This is a genomic window from Dyella nitratireducens (assembly GCF_014642835.1).
GTDB lineage: Bacteria > Pseudomonadota > Gammaproteobacteria > Xanthomonadales > Rhodanobacteraceae > Dyella_B > Dyella_B nitratireducens.
This window is the reverse complement of sequence record NZ_BMJA01000001.1, coordinates 2,102,810-2,118,611: the sequence shown is the minus strand read 5'-3', so window position 1 is coordinate 2,118,611 and position 15,802 is coordinate 2,102,810. Positions and strand designations below refer to the sequence as shown.

Here is a 15,802-nt window from a genome sequence, read left to right as displayed (position 1 = left end):
GCACTCGTCAACCCACGCGCAGCAGCTTGCGCAAGGTTGGCAGGTTGCGGCGACTGACTTCCGGGCTGAAATCGGTACCGGCCAGCCGTGCCAGCACGCGGCCGTCGGCCAGTGTCTTCAGGCCAACCAGGCGATTGGCCGGCACCAGGCAATTGCGATGCAGGCGAATCAAATGCTCCGGATAGGTTTCTTCGAGCTGGCGCAGCGAATCGTCGAGCAGCAGTTGATCGCCCGCGCGATGTGCCACCACGTACTTTTCTTCCGCCACCAGGCAGATCACGTCATCCAGCGCAATGCGGATAGGTTCGCCGCGCACGCGTGCATGCAGCCAGCCCACCGGCTCGCGCGGTTGCGATTCCAGCCGCTGGCGCACGCGCCGGAGCGCATCGCGAAGCCGCTCCACGCGCACGGGTTTCAGCAGATAGTCGGCGGCACCCAACTCGAACGCGTGCACGGCATGGGCTTCATAAGCCGTGCAGAACACCACCTGCGGACGCGTGCGATGGGCCAGCCGCGCGGCCAATGCCTTGCCGTCCAGGCCCGGCATGTTGATGTCCAGCAGCAGCAGATCCGGCTGTTTTTCGGAAATCGCAGCCAGTGCCGCTTCGCCGTCGCCCACGCTGCCGACGACATCAACATCCGCGCACTCTTTTAGCAGGGCGTCCATGCGCGCCCGTGCCAGCGGTTCATCGTCAACGATCAGTACGCGCATGACGCATCTCGATGGGAAGTTGCAACGTCACCACGAAACGATTCCCCAGCGGCCCCGCATCCATGCTTGCCCGTGGCCCGAAATGATAAGCCACGCGCTGGCGCACATTGTTCAGGCCATGTCCGCTGCCGCCGATGGCCGGTGTCTCGGCCAAGGGATTGTCGATCTCGATCCGCATCATGCCGCCGTCACGCGTACCACGCAGCACAACCTCGCCGCCTTCACGCAATGGCTGCACACCGTGACGCACGGCGTTCTCCACCAGCGGCTGCAACAGCAGCACGGGCATCGAGGCATCCAGCGGCAGATCATGGATTTCGCGCCGCACGCGCAGGCGCTCTCCCAGCCGCAATTGCTCGATGTCGAGATAGCGATCGACCAGCTTCAGCTCTTCATCCAGCGTGCCGTTGTGCGTATCGTCCTGCCCCAATGCCGCGCGGAACAGCTCGGAAAGATCCTCCACCGTGCGCTCGGCCGCATCCGGGTCCACGCGTACCAGGGCGGCCACGGTATTCATGCTGTTGAACAGGAAGTGCGGACGAATGCGCGCCTGCAAGGCTTCGACCTTGGCATGCGCCACCGCCGCCAGCCGCGCCTGCCATTCGGCCAGCACATAGAAATAGCGCAGCATGGCCGCGCCGAGCAGGGCGGCAATCAATGCATTGTCGCGTACGAAGGTGTTTGATCCGGCCGGAATCAGCTGCATCTCCAGCATGGTGTCCATCCACTGCGCCATGACACTGCCCAGTATCACGATCAACACCATCACCAGCCATACGCCCGCATACGGCAGCAGGCCAGGCAGGCGCAACAGCCAGGGGCGCAGCTTGCACAGCGCCACACCGATCACCATCGCCACCCATTCCACGAACAACATGCCCACGCTATAGCCGCGCCAACCACGCGTGCTTTGCGGCGCAAGCCAGGCGAGTGTCACGCATAGCGCACCCACCACCAGCAGTGCCGAGATCACCGGCAGGCTGCAGAAGTCCGGCAGCGGGCTGCGCGGCTGCGAAGAAGGTTGGTTGGCGGTCCCCGGCATGCGCGCAGTATGCCCGCAGCGGCCGGCGTTTTTCAGCGCAGACGTTCGCCGATCCAGCGGCGCAGGTCGGCAATCTCTTGCGGATGCACCGCGTGCGGCATCGGATAGGTATGCCAGTCCACTGTGTAGCCCAGCGTTTCCAGTGCGGCGCGCGAATCCACACCCCGCTGCAGCACCACCACCGGATCAAACGTGCCATGCCCCCAGAAGATCGGCACCGCGGTATTGGCGGCACTACGTTCGGCCGCCAGCGTATGGGCGATCGGCAGATAGGCGGAAAGCACCACGATGCCGGCCAGTTTCTGCGGGTGGCGCAAGCCGGCTGCCAAAGCAATGGCACCGCCTTGCGAGAAACCTGCCAGCAGAATGCGCTCGCTCGGCACGCCACGCTCATGCTCGCGAGCCATCAGCGCCTCCACCTGCGTGATGGATTCGCGTGTGCCTGCCTCATCCTGTGGCGCGCCGGGCTCGAAGCTGTAGATGTCATACCAAGCGCGCGTCGCCATGCCACGGTTGATCGTCACTGGCCGCACCGGCGCATGTGGAAACACAAAACGCAGCGCAGGCCACTCCGGTGACACCAGGTCCGGCACGATCGACGCGAAGTCATGGCCGTCGGCACCCAGACCATGCAGCCAGATGATGCTGTAGACAGGGTTGGCGGCGGTTTCGTTTTCGACGGCAGGCAGCAGGGACATGGGAGACCAGAACAAAGGGAAGCGAAGCGGAATCGTAGCAGCCGCTGTCATCGACCGCTGTTCTCTCGTTCGGATGAACCCTCTTCCGGCGGTATCAAGGAAGAGGGTTCATTCCTGCACTACGCCGCCGCGCCCTGCGCCAACAACGCCAGCGCCCGCTGATGCGACGCATGGATCGTATCCCGCTCCGGTGCGCGCCCGGTAGCCACGCACTCCAGCCACTCATCGGTGCTCAATACCGCGGCAAAACGTGATTGCTGCACCACGCTGTAAACACGATGGATCTCTTCAGCGCTGGCAAAACCGGCGCGATTGGCATAAGGCACCGTACCGGAGGCATCGTGCAGGAATTCCACTTGCATGCCGCGATCGAACGCGTGCTTGACGGTGGTGTCATCGCAGTTGTGCGTCATGTAGCCCACCACCGTCAGCGTGTCGATCTGCTGCTGGACCAACCACTCAGCCACATCGGTACCCGCAAATGCACTGGGCAGCAACTTGCGCTGGTAGTGATCGTGCAGGCGTGTGGCCACCGTTTCATGCAGCTCCCAACCCCTCGTCCCGATGGCGAACAACGGCGCGTCCTCGGGCGAGGTCTGCTGGATCACGATCACCGGAATACCCGCAGCCTGCGCACCATCCATGGCGCGGCCGATGTTGTGCAGCGAGCTGCTCACGGGCGGATACTGAATCTGCAGGCCACCGGTGACGTATTCGTTCTGAACGTCAATGACGATGAGTGCACGGCGAGGCGTCTGATTCATGGCTACATATCCTTGTGAAGAAGGGAGCGGCGCTCCCGGTGAACACATCTTCCGCTTCGACCCCCGTAACCGGCAGTGGCCTGATTGCCATATAACGTTAGAATCGGGCCAAGCCGCCGGAGGGCCTGCCATGCATCCCGTCAAAGTCGCCATCGTCGCCTTCGACCAGATTCGTCCGTTCCATCTCTCCGTGCCTTGTGCCGTGTTTGGGGAAACGGCGGCAGAGTTGTTCCAGGTGCGTGTCTGTGCTGCCGAGCCAGGCGAGCTGCGCACCGCCAGCGGCTTCAGCATTGCCACACGCTACGGTTTGCGCGAATTGGCGAACGCGGATGTGATCGTCGTGCCGTCCTGGCGCAATCCGCGCGAAGCCGCGCCGGAGCCGTTGCTTGCTGCGTTGCGTCGCGCACACAAGCGCAGCGCCACGATCGTCGGGCTCTGCCTTGGCGCGTTCGTGCTGGCCGACGCCGGGGTGCTCGATGGCAAACTCGCCACCACCCACTGGCGCTGGACGGAGCTGTTCAAGCAGCGTTTTCCCAACGTGCGGCTCGATCCGAATGTGCTGTATGTCGACCAGGGCAACATCATCACTTCGGCCGGCACTGCTGCGGGCATCGACTGCTGCTTGCATGTCGTGCGCCGGCAATACGGTGCGGAGGTCACCAACCGCATCGCCCGCACGTTGGTGGTGCCGCCGCATCGGCAGGGCAGCCAGGCGCAATACATCGAGCAGCCGGTGCTCGCCCAGGCCACCGACACGTCGCTCACGAAAGCCCTCAACTGGGCTGCGCGGCATCTTGATCAATCACATACGCTCGATTCGCTGGCCGCACGTGCGTTGATGAGCCGGCGCAGTTTCACCCGCCATTTTCGCCAGCACACCGGCACCACGGTGGGCCAATGGTTGCTATCGCAGCGCCTCAGTCTGGCGCAGCGCATGCTGGAAACCACCGATCAACCGATCGAGCGCATTGCCGAACGCACAGGGTTTGGCACAGCATTGTCGATGCGCCAACATTTCGGGGTGGCGTTCAATACGACGCCCTCCATGTATCGACGCGAGTTTCGCGGACTTTGATGCAGTAATCACGCGCACACTGCGTAGGTTGGGGTGCAAACCCCAACATCGCCATCTCGATCAACGCGACAATGTTGGGGTTTGCACCCCAACCTACGGCATCAACGTGCAGGCAACCCCAACTCCTGCGCAAAGAACGTCAACATGATCGCCGTATTTCCAACACGCTGACTAAACGGGGCGCCAATGCCATGCCCCGCATTCATGCGCGTCAGCAGCAAGATCGGCTGATCCGACGTGGTGGTGTTCTGCAGTGCTGCCGTGAACTTGCGTGACTGCCATGGCGCCACACGCGGATCGTTTGCGCCGGTGGTCATCAACACCGCCGGATACGCGGTATGCGGCTTCACGTTCTGCAACGGCGAATACGCCAGCGTGGCCTTGAACTGCGCCGGATCGCTGACCGTGCCGAATTCGCTGACGTTGTATGCGCCATTGGTGAAGTTGGTCTCATGGCGGATCACGTCGTAGATGCCAACCATTGCCACCACGGCACGGTAATCGCTGGGATGCTGCACAAGCGACGCACCCATCAGCAGGCCGCCATTGCTCTCGCCGAGAATCCCCAGATGCGCGCGGTCGGTCCAGTGCGTATCGCATAGCGCCAGCGCGGCCGCATGGAAATCATCGAACACATTTTGCTTGTTGAGCATCTGGCCTTGCGCATGCCAATCCTGGCCAAACTCGTTGCCGCCGCGGATATTGGCGAAAGCCAGTACGCCGCCACGTTCCAGCCAGGCCAGTTCCGGGCCGATGAAATGCGGGGTGATCGGAATGTCGTAGCCGCCGTAGCTATAAAGAATGGTCGGCCGTTGGTTGTTCGGCGTGATGCCGGGCATGATCAGCACGGTGACCGGAATCGTGGTGCCATCTTTGGACGTGCCATCGATGCGATGTATTTCCACCTTGCTGTAGTCGGCAGCGGGCTTTACTTCGAACACCGTATGCAGGCTGCCGCTTTTCGCATCGTAATCCCCCCAGCGCGTCGGCAGCGTCCAGCCAGCGTAGGTGATCAGGGCGTGATCCTGGCCTTGTTCCGCGGCGATACCTTCAACGGTGATGTCGTGCTGCGGAAGCGGCACGCGGCGAACGAGATTGTCATGGGCGTCGTAGTGTTCCGCCCACCAATCCGGACCCCAGCTGCGCGTCACCAGAAAACCATCCGCAAGCGGTGCGATGTCCTGCAGCGCACCTTCGCGCTGTGGTACCACGGTGGTGACGTTGCCTTGCGCATCGATGGCAAGCAGCTTGCCGCGCGGCGCATCAGCAAAGCTCGTCACCAGCAAGCGTTGACCTACCCACGCCGCATTGCGCACGTTGGCTGCGTGACCCAGCAGCTTTTTCCATGCGTTGCCGACGCGCAGATACACCTCGGCGGGGCCGCCATCGCCGATGTTGGCGAGTACGGCAAGTTGCTTGGCGCCTGGCGACGTTTTCAAGCGATATTCGGCTACTTTCGAGTAGCTCTTGCCGAACACTACCTCGTCGGCCTGGGCGGCCTGGCCGAGCACGTGATGCATCAGTGCCGCATCGAACTGCCGTACCTCGGCACCTGCTGGCGGCAACGGAAAGCGCACGTAGACGAAGCCATGCTCATCGGCATCCCACGCAACATCTTGCGGCGTGGTGCCGCCGCCTGCGTAGGGCAAGGCGTCGCTCAAGGTCTTGCCGGTGGTGACATCAAGCACGTGCAGCGTGGTCAATTCGCTGCCGCCCTCCGCCGTGCCGTACGCCAGATAACGGCCGCTGGGCGAAGGCCAATAACCGGTGATGGCGGTATTGCCATCACCCGCATTCAGATCGACCAGCACGCGTGCCTTGCCATCCGGCCAAGCCTGCGCCATCAACTGCGGTTGCGGCTGGGGCGGCGTTTCCTGCATGTAGAACAGCGTGCCGCCGGCAAGCAGCGGCGAAGAGCGCGTCGTTGAGGTGATGGCGAGTTGCTGCACGCGTTCGGTCATCGCCTTGCCATCCGGCATCGCCGCAAGCACCGCTTCGGTGTGTGCGTTCTGCGCCTTGATCCACGTTTGCACGGCAGGGTCCTGTGCGTTTTCCAGCCAGCGATAGGGATCGCTCACCGTAACGCCATGCAAACTGCTGGCAGCGGGTTTTGTAGGTGAAGCAGGGGGTTGGGAGCTGTCCCCGGCATAGGCCGCCATGGTTGCGGCAAGGGCAAAGGCGGAGAGGCAACGCAGGAAAAGGGACATGCCGCAAGGTCCTGTGATGGAGTGACCAACCAGCCTATATCGCGCGCAGGTCCAAGCGAAACGGGACGCTTGGCGCTTGTCAGCGCGGCACGCTTGGCTATGCTGGCCGATTTTCCGCACCCGGAGTTTCCGCCCATGCGCCGACTGCTGCTTGCCGGTCTGATCGCCCTCACCGTCCTGCCTGTGGCAGCAGAAACCCCGTCGACGTCGCCCAAGCTCGATCTGGAAACCATCATGGCCAATCCGGACTGGATGGGGCAGGCAGTCGAAAATCCCTACTGGAGCGTGGACGGACGCAGTCTTTACTACAGCGTCAAGCGCGATGGCAGTTCGGTACACGATCTCTACCGCGTCGATCCTGCCACCGGCAACAACATCAAGCTCGATGCTGCCGCTACTGCAAAGGCCGAAGGTGCTGCCGTGTACGACCGTGCGCACCGCCGCGCGGCTTACATCTTTCACGGTGACGTGTTCCTGGTGGACCTGGGCAGCGGCCGCCGCACGCAAGTTACGCGCAGTGCACTGCCGGAATCCTCGCCGCGCTTTTCTGCCGATGGCCGCTCGCTGCAGTTTCGCGAAACCAACAACTGGTACGTCTACGACATCGCCAGCGGCGTTACCTCGCCGGCCGCGGTGCTGAAGTTCACCGACGATCCGAACGACAAGAAGCCCGATGCGCTCGGCCAGCAGCAGCTCGACCTGTTCAAGGATCTGCGCGAAAACAAACAGGACAAGGATGCGCTGCATGCGAACGAGCAAACGCTGGCCGCCGCCGATCCCACGCGCGCGCCGCAGCCGTTCTATCTCGGTGACAAGTCACAGCTGATGGACACCGAGTTGTCGCCCGACGGCCGCTGGATGCTGGTGTTGACGCAGCCGGCGCATCACGACGACGGCAAGGCTCCGGACGTGATCCACTACGTGACCGACTCCGGCTACACCGAAACCGAAGCGGCACGCCAATACGTCGGCCGCAACGATCCCGCACCGCAATCGGTGCTGCTGCTCGACCTCATCACGCACAAATCCTACCCGCTGGCCACCGACAATCTGCCCGGCGTCAAGGACGATCCGCTGAAAGCCATTCGTGCGAAAACCATCGCCGAACTGCAGAAGGCCGGCAAGGACGATGACGCCAAAGCACTGAAGGCACCGGATGTACGGCCGGTCATCATGTACACCATGGATAACGGCAGCCCCGGCATCGTGTGGAGCGACGATGGGCGCAACGTCGCGCTGGAATTTCTTGCCGTCGACAACAAGGATCGCTGGATTGCCAGTGTCGACTTCGCACATCACGCACTGGAGCCGCAGCATCGCTTGCACAACGATGCCTGGATCAGCTGGGGCTTCAACGACTTCGGCTGGCTCAAGGACAACCGCACGCTGTGGTATCTCAGCGAGGAAAGCGGCTATTCGCAGCTTTATGTGAAGCCGGTGGATGGCGCGGCCAAGGCGTTGACCTCCGGCAAGTTCGAGGTGAGCCAGCCGCAGCTCTCCAACGACGGTCGGTGGTTTTATCTACGTACCAACAAGGTGGCGCCGTATAGCTACGACGTTTATCGCGTACCGTCGAATGGCGGCGACCTCAGCCGCATCACGCAATACGGCGGCATGGACCAGTTCACGCTGTCGCCGGACGACACGCGGCTCGCCGTGCTGCATTCGTCCGCCTACGTATTACCGCAACTCGCCGTGCAAAGCGTGGAAGGCGGCACATCGCGCGACCTCACTCACACGATGAAACCTGCGTTCACCGCGTACCACTGGATCGAACCGAAGATCGTGGAAGTACCTTCCTCGCATGGCGCCGGCGTGATTTACGCGAAGTACTATGGCCCTGAGAATGAAACCGATGCGCAGGCTTCGCGCCCCGCCGTGCTGTTCGTGCACGGTGCCGGCTACCTGCAGGACGTGAAAGAAGCCGCCACGTACTACCAGCATGAGCAGTTGTTCAACAACCTGCTCGTGCAGGAGGGCTACGTTGTGCTGGATATGGATTACCGCGCTTCCGAAGGTTACGGCAGCGCATGGCGCACGGCGATCTACCGGCAAATGGGCCATCCCGAACTGGAAGACCTGCTCGACGGCAAAGCCTGGCTGGTGAAGAACCACGGCGTCGACTCCAAGCGCGTCGGCATTTACGGCGGCAGCTATGGCGGCTTCATGACCGAGATGGCGCTACTGCGTGCACCGGGTGAATTCGCGGCTGGCGCGGCGCAGCGTCCGCCGGCAGACTGGGTGACGTACAACGACCCATACACTGCCGACATCCTCAACCGGCCAGAGCTTGATCCGGAGGCGTACAAGGTCAGTTCGCCGATCACGTATGCGGCGAATCTGCGCGATCCGCTACTGATCAATCACGGCCTGATCGACAACAACGTCATGGCCAGCGATTCGATCCGCCTGTATCAGCGCTTCGTCGAGCTGCACAAGAAGAATTTCTGGATCTCGTTGTATCCGTTGGAGCGGCACGAATTCGAGCATGCAGATGCGTGGTATGACGAGTATCGGCGGATCAATGAGTTGTTCGAGACGTGGGTGAAGCCGGCGGCTTCAAACTAGCTGTAATCCCCATGCTCGTCATTCCGGCGAACGCCGGAATCCAGTGAAGTACGTCGTGCGAAGCACACATTATGTTTTTATGTTGAGTGCTGCGCACCACGTTATTTGACTGGATTCCGGCGTTCGCCGGAATGACGATTCGCTTCGGATGAGCACGACGGAAGGCATCAATCCTCCTCATCGTCATTCCCATCCGCCTTCCAATACCCCGTCGCACGAATCCATTCCTTCGGCACGCCACGTTCCTCCGCCAGATAACGCCGCATCATCCGCACCCGGCGCGATTCGGCCGCAATCCAATAGAACGTATCACCCGGCAACGCCGGCAATTCGCGCAACGCGGTTTCCAGCAAATCGCTGCTGGCCGCATCGACACCATCGCGTTCCAGCCAGGTCACTTCGAAATCAGCCTGCGAACCCAACGGCTGCCGGTCGGCCCGTTCGGGAATCTCGATCAGCGCCACCACGTGTGCACCTGCCGGCATCTCATCCAGGCGGCGGCCGATGGCGGGCAGGGCGGTTTCATCGCCAATCAGTACGTAATGGTCGAAATCCTCGGCAACGACAAACGAGCCACGTGGTCCGGCCACGCCGATCTGTTGTCCAGGCTTGGTGTTTTCCGCCCAGATCGACGCAGGCCCATCGCCGTGCAGCACGAAATCGATGATCAATTCATGGCGAATGGCATCGTGTTCGCGCGGTGTGTAGTCGCGCATCGGCGATGGTTTCACGCCGGGAGGAAATTCAGGGCCATTCGGACCGGGCGTGGGAAACACCAGCTCCCCATCTTCATTGGGGAGCAGGAGCTTGACGTGATCGTCGGGCGAAGCGCTGACGAAGCCGTGCAATGCATCGCCCTGTAAGGTAATCCGCTGCATGTGCGGCGTCATGCGCTTTGCGCTCAGCACTTCCAGCCGGCGGATCGCGATCGGGTGCCGCATCATGCGGTGTTCGTGTTTTGTCATGGGCGCTCACTTGTCATCGTTCTTGCGGCCGGACGCAATCTCCGCCGCCGCCCGTTCGAGGATGTCCGCCACGCGCTGCGCTTCCGCCTTCCAGTCACTGCCGCGCATCAGCACCGCATGCTTGAGTGCATGCATGGCTTTGCGTACGGACATCGGCACCGAAAGCTTGGCGAACAGGCGTGCACTCTCGCGCGTACGTTCGATGATGGCCTCCACGGTCGTGCGGTTGCCGTCGAGATAAACGCGGCCTTCGTCGGTGATCGCGTACAGCTTGCGCCCGCCCTGCTCGTTCTCCACCGAGGCGTAGCCCAACTCCTCCAGCATGGTCAGCGTCGGGTAGATGGCGCCGGGGCTGGGTGAGTACTGGCCGAGGAACATCTCTTCGATGGTGCGGATCAGCTCGTAGCCGTGCCGCGGCTGTTGTTCGATCAGCGCCAGCAGCAGCAGCTTCAGGTCGCCGTGGCCCAGCATGCGCCCGCCACCGCGGCGTCCGCCGCCTTGCAGGTCGCCCCAGTCGCCAAACGATTCGCCGTGGTGCCCGAACCCGCCATGCCGGCCGCGCCGGCCGTGGAAGTCGTACCCCTCGTCCCCGAACCAGCCGCCTTCACGCCAACCTTCGCAGTCACCGCCATGATGACGGTGCATGAAGCGATAGAAATGCCTGTGCATGATATAACTCCGATATATCGAAATGGTGCGAGAAACGATATATCGAATTTATATCGAAGTGCAAGCCTCACCCTGCTGGCCCCGTCTGGAAGGCGCAAATTGCTGCCGGATTTCCTTTTGTCGATTCCTCCAACCCCCGTTCGTCGCTCACACGTACGGCCCTCATCCGGAGAAGCGACCATGACCCAGAACCCCAGCCTCATGAACCCCACCCTCGTCCCCGCTGCCGAGCTGGTAAAGCGCAACAACGCCAAGCAGCCGAACGAAAGCGCCGAATACCGCCGCGCCCGCAATGAGCTGCTGCGCGAGGAGATCGAGCTGCGCCGTCACATCGAACGTGTGGCCGAACTGCGGCGCGCGCTGCCGCCAGGCGGTGAAGTGATCGGCGACTACCGCTTTCAGGGTGAAAATGGTCCGACGGACTTTGCTGGCCTGTTCGGCGACAAGCAGACCCTGGTCGTCTACAGCTACATGTTCGGCCCGCAACGCGAACGGCCGTGCCCGATGTGCACGTCATTGTTGAGCGCATGGGAAGGCGAGGCGCGCGATATGGAGCAGCGCATCGCGCTGGCAGTTGTGGCGCGTTCGCCGATCGAGCGCCTGCTGGCGTTCAAGCGCGAACGCGGCTGGCGTCATCTGAAGCTGTACACCGACCTCAACGGCAACTTCACCCGCGACTATGACGGTATTGCCGAGGACGGCGGCGACACACCGGCATTCAACGTGTTCACCCGGCGCGATGGTAAAACCCGTTTGTTCTGGGCCGCTGAAATGGGTGACGAAACATCCGACCCCGGCCAGGACCCGCGCGGCGCGCCCGATCCCATGCCGATCTGGACCGTGCTCGACATGACTCCCGAAGGACGCGGTACGAATTGGTATCCGAAGCTCGACTATTAGAGTGGCTGTCGTAGGTTGGCTTACCCCGGACTTGATCCGGGGGTAACCGAACGTGTCGCCCGGAAATGTTGGGTTACGCTTGCGCTAACCCAACCTACGTAGTGTTCTCGCGTGTGAGGCAATGCCACGGAAGGCCAGCACGGCAGCCAGCAACAGCATGATCAACGCGATCCACGCTGAGCGATGTAAACCATGCACGATCATGTCGTTGCTGTTGCCGGCCAGCGAGCCGAACAGCGCCACGCCGATGGCGCCTGCCGCCTGCCGCGCCGCATTCAATACCCCGGACGCAGTGCCTGACGCGTGTTTTTCCACGGCGGAGAGCACGGTCGTGGTCATCGCCGGCACACCCAGGCCCATCCCGCTCGGCAGCAAGGCGAAAGCCGGCAGCATCAGCAGATACGGACTGTCCGCGCCCAGGAGTAAAAGCAAACCGAAGCCGGCCGCATCGATCAACGCGCCCAGCACCATGGGTACGCGCGCGCCAGCACGGCCGACCAGCCAACCGCTGAAAATATTCACACCGAAGAACGTCGCGGTCAGCGGCAAATAGGCGAGTCCGGTGCGCAACGCGCTGTAGCCGTGCACGCGTTGCAGATACAAACTAAGCAGGAACACGATGCCGTAATAGGTGAGATTCACGATCACGCCGTACGCCACCGCCACGCTGAAACCCGGTGCCTTGAAGAAGCGCAGCGGCAACATCGGCGCCGCGCAGCGCGATTCCGCCCACACGAACAACGGCGCGGTTACCAACGCTACGCCGACGCAAGCAAGCACCAGCGGATGCGTCCAACCGAGTGGTTTCGCTTCGATCACCGCCATGGTCAGACCGGTCAACGCGAGTATGGCCAGGATCTGTCCACGCAGATCGAAGCGTCCATCGTGCGCCTTGCGCTCGGTTTCCGGCACGCGCCACGTCAGCCAGGCGCCGACCACGCAGATCGGCACGTTGACGAAAAAGATGCTGCGCCAGCTGGTCACACTCATCAGCAGGCCGCCGATGATCGGCCCGGCTGCAATGGCGATCGCGCCCGAGGCGGTCCACCAGCCAACGGCACGCGCGCGCAGCGCATGCTCATGTGCCGTGGCATGGCTAAGCAAAGCCAACGAACACGGCAGCATCGCCGCCGCACCTACACCCTGCAGCGTGCGCCCGGCAATCAGCATGGCCGCATCGCTCGACCAGCCACAAAACACCGAGGCAAGCGCAAACAGCAGCATGCCGCCGAGATAGACCCGCCGCCCGCCCAGGCGGTCGCCGAGATAACCCATGCCCAGCAGCAATACGGCGAACGCGAGCGCGTAGGCGTCCACCACCCATTGCAAGCCCGCGACGCCTGAATGCAAGTCGCTGGCAATACGCGGCAACGCCACGTTGACGATGGTGACGTCCAGCTGCACCAAGGCAAAGCCGAAGCTGGCTGCCGTGGTGACGCGCGCGATGCCGTGCTGGGAGAAGCGATGCTGATCCATGCCGGTGATGAGGTAGAAGCGATGAAGCACTGACCTTATGGCATGGAAAGTATGGATGTTTCGTGGAAGAACGAACTATCCGTTTATAACCAAGGCGTGTATCTCGATGCTGGCGAGGATACATCCCCTCCCCTGCTGAGGCAGGGGAGGGAGCGCATCATGGCAAATCAAGCTTGCTGACCTGAGCTAGTGCCATGGGACTTGATCACAACACTCACTACGGCGCATTCACGAACGCCTTCCAGGCGCTAAGCAGATTGGCCGCATTCACCGAACCCAAGCCGTTGGCAAAACTCCAGCCCGACTGTGCAGAGTAGGCTGCCGTATTGCTGTTGTAGCTCGACGTACTGGTGGCGGTCAGACCCACTTTGGTCGGTCCATAGAACTGCAGGAAGTTCTGGATGGTGCCGTAGAAGTAGCAGTCAGGCGTGATTTGCGAGAGCGCCGCAATCTGCACGCATTGCGTGGAGTTGCCACCGGTCGTGATGTTGTAGAACACACACTTGCCGGTACCGCTGGTGCCATTGCTGGCGTTGCACTTTGCCAACGTGCCTGGCGCTGACCCGGTCGGGCCACCGTATTCGTTCCTGGCCAGCTCGTACAAGGTTGGTGCGGCATTGCCCTGGTTCTTCGGCAAGCCGGCGTTGGACAAGCCCTGATCGATCAATGCCTGGATACCCGCGAACATCGGCGAGGACAATGACGTTCCGCCCACCAGTTCCACCGGCGAGGCGAAGTTCGGCGTGCAGGGATAAAAGCCGGTGCACAAAATCACCCACGAATACCCGCCATAAGCGCCGGCGAACAGCGACACGTCCGGCAGATCGCGAGACTGGTCTTTGGCTGCACCACGCACGATGCGTTGCCATGACGGCTTGAAGTCGACCGACGACGGACCACCGCTACCGCTCTCGGACGTCACGTAATAGCCGTACGGATCGTAGATCAGCGCGTTCTTGCAGAACTGCAGCGCTGATATGTGCGCCAGCTTGCTCGCCGCCAGCACATTGCCGCACGACTGATTCCAGGTCAGCTCCGGCACATACGATTTCGCCGAGCCGTACACGGGGTTGAGCGTGCTGTTGAAGTACTTGCTGGTGGTGCCGTCAAGCACGTCGGCCGTATCCGTGCCGCCGACGGCCGTGTCGTTGGGCGAGGTCGCGAACGAGTTGGCATCAACGCCGACATCGTTGATCCAGCCACCGTTGAAGCTCGGATTGGAGCCGGAATCGCCGCTGGACACGAACACCGAAATACCTTCGGCATCGCCCTGCGCCCACATCAAGTCGATGGCGGTCTTGCTGGCAGCATCGGTAAAGCCTTCGCCGTAGCCGTAGCTCGCGCTGATCACGTTGGGACGGCCAGCCGGATTGGTGTTGTTGATCAGGTTATCCGCCGCGGTGAAGACGCCGCCGAAGAAATTGGTGGAATCCGAATCGGCACAGGTGGCCACCCAGATCGCTGCACCGGGTGCCATCGCTGTTGAGTACTCCGAATCCAGCACCGTCTCGATGCTTTCACCATCGGGCGAATTGCCGCCCGGGTCGGTGCAATTGCCAGTGGAAGGCGTCAGCTGCGGCTGGAACTGATTGAACGTACCGCCGTAAGCACCCAGGCCGAATTGGCTGACGAAGTTCGGCCAGTCCGACACATCCATGTCCTGATCTTCCACGACGGCGATCGTGATGCCCGCACCGGTCAAACCGCTGACGTATAAACTGCTGGTGTTGTAGATCGTCTGCATGTCGAATGGCACGAAGCCGCGCACGCCACCGGTGAAATTCACCGCCGAATGACCTGGTGTTCCCGCAGCGGCACTGGACACTTGCTTGATCTGGAAATTGCTCTTGCCGTGATCGAACTGCGCCACTTGCGGCGCCACGTGCAGGGGTTGCGGCCGGAAGTCGTTCAGGCCGGCCACACCCACCACGACGTCACGCAGCGCCGACGGCACGCTGATGTCGTTCGCGTTGGCAATATGGCTGACATGATTGACGAGGTAGCGGTTTTCCTGCGTGCGAAATGCCTGGCGCACCTGGCCCGCCGTGCCGCTGAAGTCGATCTGCGCCTTGTTCGGATACACACCATTGACGGTGAAGCCTTGCGAAATCAGCCACGATTTCACGGCAGCGATATCCGCATCGACGACGCCGAAATGGGCGCCGAATTCCTCGGGTGTCAGCCACTGGCGGAATTTCGCGGAAGCCGGATCATGTTGATCGGCGATCAGCGCTGCCAACGCCGAGGCGCGCGATGCACTGGGACGCAGGATCAATTGCATATGGTTCATCGGCATAGCATCGTCCACGCTCCCGCTGATGGCGGTCTTGTCGATGAATGCCAAATGCGTGTTGTTCAGCGCGGCAACGACGTGGTTGTCCACGGCTTGCGTTACGCGCGGTGCTTCGGCCGTATTCACACCGGCCAATGCCGGGTTGGAAGTGGTTGCCTGAGCGATCAAAGGTAGCGTTGCGAGTGTGGCGGCAATGGGCAGCGCCATCATCACGTGCTTGGTTTTCACGTCGTTTCTCCCTAGGGCCTGAATGAAAAAAGCGGGTTCCCCTGTAGATGAAACGGGCACATCATGCGTTCGTCGTGATTACCTCTCTTGAGAACGGTTGCGAAAAGTCATCGGGCCGCCGTGTGGGCTCGACGCAGCCACGTTCGCTGCGGTCGCGGTGACTCGCCTGAGGTTGGTTTTCATGCTTCCCAACTGACTCCCCGAC

General features: G+C 61.9%; 12 protein-coding genes. 3 read left to right on the top strand and 9 right to left on the bottom strand.

What is annotated here, in order from left to right; genetic code table 11:
• Positions 1 to 7: 7 nt before the first annotated feature.
• The 4 genes from IEX75_RS09735 to IEX75_RS09720 all read right to left on the bottom strand — a co-directional run bounded on the left by IEX75_RS09735 (position 8) and on the right by IEX75_RS09720 (position 3,216).
• Positions 8 to 712 (bottom strand): LytR/AlgR family response regulator transcription factor, encoded by a 705-nt coding sequence (locus IEX75_RS09735; protein WP_188794006.1) that lies wholly within the window; start codon positions 710 to 712, stop codon positions 8 to 10.
• Positions 693 to 1,754 carry a sensor histidine kinase gene (locus IEX75_RS09730; protein WP_188794005.1) on the bottom strand — a complete coding sequence of 354 codons (1,062 nt, stop codon included), beginning with the start codon at positions 1,752 to 1,754 and terminating at the stop codon, positions 693 to 695. The genes IEX75_RS09735 and IEX75_RS09730 overlap by 20 nt, the downstream gene beginning before the upstream one ends.
• A gap of 32 nt (positions 1,755 to 1,786) precedes the next feature.
• Positions 1,787 to 2,452: an alpha/beta hydrolase gene (locus tag IEX75_RS09725; RefSeq protein WP_188794004.1), complete on the bottom strand. Its 666-nt coding sequence runs from the start codon at positions 2,450 to 2,452 to the stop codon at positions 1,787 to 1,789.
• Between the two features lie 119 nt (positions 2,453 to 2,571).
• Positions 2,572 to 3,216, bottom strand: a complete 645-nt coding sequence (locus tag IEX75_RS09720; protein WP_188794003.1) for a cysteine hydrolase family protein — start codon at positions 3,214 to 3,216, stop codon at positions 2,572 to 2,574.
• Positions 3,217 to 3,346: 130 nt separating this feature from the next.
• Here IEX75_RS09720 and IEX75_RS09715 point away from each other — a divergent pair, with 130 nt between their 5' ends.
• Positions 3,347 to 4,291 (top strand): GlxA family transcriptional regulator, encoded by a 945-nt coding sequence (locus IEX75_RS09715; RefSeq protein WP_188794002.1) that lies wholly within the window; start codon positions 3,347 to 3,349, stop codon positions 4,289 to 4,291.
• 101 nt (positions 4,292 to 4,392) lie between these two features.
• Here IEX75_RS09715 and IEX75_RS09710 read toward each other — a convergent pair whose 3' ends face one another.
• Positions 4,393 to 6,498, bottom strand: a complete 2,106-nt coding sequence (locus IEX75_RS09710; RefSeq protein WP_188794001.1) for a prolyl oligopeptidase family serine peptidase — start codon at positions 6,496 to 6,498, stop codon at positions 4,393 to 4,395.
• A 135-nt stretch (positions 6,499 to 6,633) separates the two neighbouring features.
• On the opposite strand from IEX75_RS09710, the gene IEX75_RS09705 reads away from it, so the two are divergent.
• Positions 6,634 to 9,066, top strand: coding sequence for a S9 family peptidase (locus IEX75_RS09705; RefSeq protein ID WP_188794000.1), 2,433 nt, complete (start codon positions 6,634 to 6,636; stop codon positions 9,064 to 9,066).
• Positions 9,067 to 9,233: 167 nt separating this feature from the next.
• Here the strand turns inward: IEX75_RS09705 and IEX75_RS09700 are convergent, their stop codons facing one another.
• Positions 9,234 to 10,031, bottom strand: coding sequence for a siderophore-interacting protein (locus IEX75_RS09700; RefSeq protein ID WP_188793999.1), 798 nt, complete (start codon positions 10,029 to 10,031; stop codon positions 9,234 to 9,236).
• 6 nt (positions 10,032 to 10,037) lie between these two features.
• A complete protein-coding gene (locus tag IEX75_RS09695) occupies positions 10,038 to 10,700 on the bottom strand; it encodes a PadR family transcriptional regulator (protein ID WP_229720725.1) in 663 nt (220 codons plus the stop codon).
• A gap of 180 nt (positions 10,701 to 10,880) precedes the next feature.
• Between IEX75_RS09695 and IEX75_RS09690 the strand changes: the two genes are divergently transcribed.
• Positions 10,881 to 11,600, top strand: a complete 720-nt coding sequence (locus IEX75_RS09690; protein WP_229720724.1) for a DUF899 family protein — start codon at positions 10,881 to 10,883, stop codon at positions 11,598 to 11,600.
• Between the two features lie 84 nt (positions 11,601 to 11,684).
• Here IEX75_RS09690 and IEX75_RS09685 read toward each other — a convergent pair whose 3' ends face one another.
• Together IEX75_RS09685 and IEX75_RS09680 are read right to left on the bottom strand one after the other, a co-directional pair.
• Complete coding sequence (locus tag IEX75_RS09685; protein WP_229720723.1) at positions 11,685 to 13,106, bottom strand: MFS transporter; 1,422 nt, start codon at positions 13,104 to 13,106, stop codon at positions 11,685 to 11,687.
• Positions 13,107 to 13,293: 187 nt separating this feature from the next.
• Positions 13,294 to 15,597 carry a S53 family peptidase gene (locus IEX75_RS09680; RefSeq protein ID WP_188793998.1) on the bottom strand — a complete coding sequence of 768 codons (2,304 nt, stop codon included), beginning with the start codon at positions 15,595 to 15,597 and terminating at the stop codon, positions 13,294 to 13,296.
• Positions 15,598 to 15,802 lie beyond the last annotated feature (205 nt).

Excerpts from the sequence above, each read along its gene's own strand:
- IEX75_RS09715 (WP_188794002.1), top strand. The coding sequence starts at position 3,347 with ATGCATCCCGTCAAAGTCGCCATCGTCGCCTTCGACCAGATTCGTCCG.
- IEX75_RS09695 (WP_229720725.1), bottom strand. The coding sequence starts at position 10,700 with ATGCACAGGCATTTCTATCGCTTCATGCACCGTCATCATGGCGGTGAC.
- IEX75_RS09710 (WP_188794001.1), bottom strand. The coding sequence starts at position 6,498 with ATGTCCCTTTTCCTGCGTTGCCTCTCCGCCTTTGCCCTTGCCGCAACC.
- IEX75_RS09720 (WP_188794003.1), bottom strand. The coding sequence starts at position 3,216 with ATGAATCAGACGCCTCGCCGTGCACTCATCGTCATTGACGTTCAGAAC.
- IEX75_RS09730 (WP_188794005.1), bottom strand. The coding sequence starts at position 1,754 with ATGCCGGGGACCGCCAACCAACCTTCTTCGCAGCCGCGCAGCCCGCTG.
- IEX75_RS09690 (WP_229720724.1), top strand. The coding sequence starts at position 10,881 with ATGACCCAGAACCCCAGCCTCATGAACCCCACCCTCGTCCCCGCTGCC.
- IEX75_RS09735 (WP_188794006.1), bottom strand. The coding sequence starts at position 712 with ATGCGCGTACTGATCGTTGACGATGAACCGCTGGCACGGGCGCGCATG.
- IEX75_RS09725 (WP_188794004.1), bottom strand. The coding sequence starts at position 2,452 with ATGTCCCTGCTGCCTGCCGTCGAAAACGAAACCGCCGCCAACCCTGTC.
- IEX75_RS09700 (WP_188793999.1), bottom strand. The coding sequence starts at position 10,031 with ATGACAAAACACGAACACCGCATGATGCGGCACCCGATCGCGATCCGC.
- IEX75_RS09705 (WP_188794000.1), top strand. The coding sequence starts at position 6,634 with ATGCGCCGACTGCTGCTTGCCGGTCTGATCGCCCTCACCGTCCTGCCT.